At 35.8% G+C, this 2,371-nt stretch carries 3 protein-coding genes; 2 read left to right on the top strand and 1 reads right to left on the bottom strand.

Going from position 1 to position 2,371, the window contains the following annotated elements; genetic code table 11:
• Positions 1-156: 156 nt before the first annotated feature.
• Positions 157-960 (top strand): glutaminyl-peptide cyclotransferase, encoded by an 804-nt coding sequence (locus tag ACR2F7_RS04320; RefSeq protein WP_432712363.1) that lies wholly within the window; start codon positions 157-159, stop codon positions 958-960.
• Between the two features lie 223 nt (positions 961-1,183).
• Positions 1,184-1,663 (top strand): hypothetical protein, encoded by a 480-nt coding sequence (locus tag ACR2F7_RS04325; RefSeq protein WP_432712364.1) that lies wholly within the window; start codon positions 1,184-1,186, stop codon positions 1,661-1,663.
• Between the two features lie 140 nt (positions 1,664-1,803).
• On the opposite strand, the gene ACR2F7_RS04330 is transcribed toward ACR2F7_RS04325, so the two are convergent.
• The coding region (locus ACR2F7_RS04330; RefSeq protein ID WP_432712365.1) for a DUF4982 domain-containing protein at positions 1,804-2,371 on the bottom strand (568 nt) is incomplete at its 5' end.

A 2,371-nucleotide genomic window follows, 5' to 3' on the forward strand; every position in this document is an offset into this window, starting at 1 on the left:
TTACCTGTTTCAATTACGAATTTGACAGCGAGTACCCCGACACAGGGTTCTTAATTCTAAAAGATAACCCTGAGACTGACAATATGGAGGCCATGTTTGATAAGTTTGTAAGGCAATTCAATTAGCAAATCACCAACCATCTATTGATATTTATTTATGAGAAAACTTCTATTTGTGTGTTTAATTTTTATGACTGCTTGTACGGGCAATCGTCCTGCTGAAGAGGAAGAAATTGTTGTGACAACCCCTGAATTAAAGTTTGCGGTAACCAACAGCTTTCCACATGATACTGATTCTTTCACCGAAGGTTTGGTATTCCATAAAGGCGCTCTTTATGAAAGTACCGGATCACCAGCAGAATTTCCAGAAACTGAATCTGTAATTGGAATTTTAAATATTAAGGATGGGAAAATTGAGGAGAAAGTAAGTCTTGATAAATCAACTTATTTCGGTGAAGGCATCGTTTTTTTAAATGACAAACTATTCCAGCTAACCTATAAGAATCAATTATGTTTTGTTTATGATAGTTCAACATTCACCAAAAAGGGCCAATTTAAATACAAGAATATAGAAGGCTGGGGCCTTACCACTGATGGGAAATACATTATAATGAGTGACGGAACGCATTTGCTGACCTATGTTGATTCTGAAAACTTTCAAACTATTAAATCAATTTCAGTCTCAGAAAATGGATATGCGGTGCAGAATCTAAATGAATTGGAATATATCGATGGGTATATTTTTGCAAATGTATGGTTGAAGAATGAGATTGTTAAAATTGATCCCTCAAACGGAAATGTAATTGGAAAACTGGATTTAACTAGCCTTAAAGATAGCGTGTTACAGATTAATCCTAATGCTCAAGAAACTAACGGGATTGCTTATAATCCAGCTACTAAAAAGATTTTTGTAACCGGTAAACTCTGGCCAAAGATGTATGAAATAGAAATACATAGGTAATTATTTTATAAATTGTAAATGGTGGAAGTTTGCAGTGCCTGTGAGCGTTCCTAGGATCATCAGCGGATCTAAATCGATCTTCTTATCAGACGATTTAAGAAATAAACTTTTCATGATTTTGCAGTTGCTTAATTTACGAATTCGTTTTAACCGTTACTTATGAAAATCTAAATCGATTAGTTTCAAAGCTATCAGCTCAACATGGCTTACTATTGAAAAAAACATGCAATTACACTTTTCACTCCTCATCGACAAAAAGCCTAATTATTTTGTAGCTAAAATTTGGTCTTCCATTTTAAATGGGCTGAAAGTTGATGAAAATGAACCGGCGGATTATCTTCAATATTTAAGCCCGGATGACAGGTCGCGCATCAACAACGTAAAGCCAAAATTGCATACCATCAGATCAGACAAAACACACTCATGGAAAAAAGGGATGTCCATTCAACCTGTAATTGGTAAAAATGCAGAAAGCTATAGGCAATTTACCCCTGACTTGAAATGTTTGAATGTACAAACCATTCGTATTGAAACTGTTAAAGACTCCACTCCCGATGTGATCATTGATGGTAAAAAACTGCCTTTAAATAAAATTCAGCTGTTAGCGCACAATGATGGATTTGATGATGTAAATGCTTTTTTTAGTTATTTTAAGGGTCAATATACAGGCAAATTGATACACTGGACAACTTTAATTTATTAAATATTTCAATGGGCATTATACAGGCAAATTAAAAAACTGGACAACTTTAAACTTATTGAAAATGCTATAAAGTATAAATGCGCCCTAAGGCGCATTTATACAAGGCTGCTTTAACCGCAGCCCTATTATAAAATTATGTTTTATCGAACTTTAACTGCAGTATTAGTTGATTTTAACTGAAGCTCCGCTCCTTTTAACGCTTTACCATTAACGGTTAGTTTCATGGTGCCAGCCTTTTCAGTCGACTGCACCAATACCACCAATTTACCATTAAATAACTTCATGGTAGGCAAATGAAATTGCTCTAAAGAAGTGGCATCGCCATTACAGGCTGCACGGTAACTGCCGTTCCCTGTAACATTGAATTTAAGTTGATCATTTGCCAGCGGACAAGTGTTGCCGTTTTTGTCCACAACAGTTACCGTTACAAAAGAAATGTCTTTACCATCGGCCGTAATTTCTGTACGGTCTGCCTCAAGGACAAGTTTATAAGGTTTGCCTGCTGTTACCACCTGTTTCTCGGCTGCTGATTTGCCATCTTTATCATAGGCTACCACTTTAAGCGTCCCTGGTTCATATTTAACGTCCATCCACATTAAACGATAGCGGCTTTGAGGGTTTGCGTTATTCTTTTTTTGAATACCCTGACTTTTGCCATTCACAAATAATTCTGCACTATCAAAATTGCTATAAACGAATACAGGTGTT

Origin of the sequence: Pedobacter sp. (assembly GCF_045628745.1) — a bacterium.
In the GTDB taxonomy this organism is placed as follows: Bacteria; Bacteroidota; Bacteroidia; order Sphingobacteriales; family Sphingobacteriaceae; genus Pedobacter.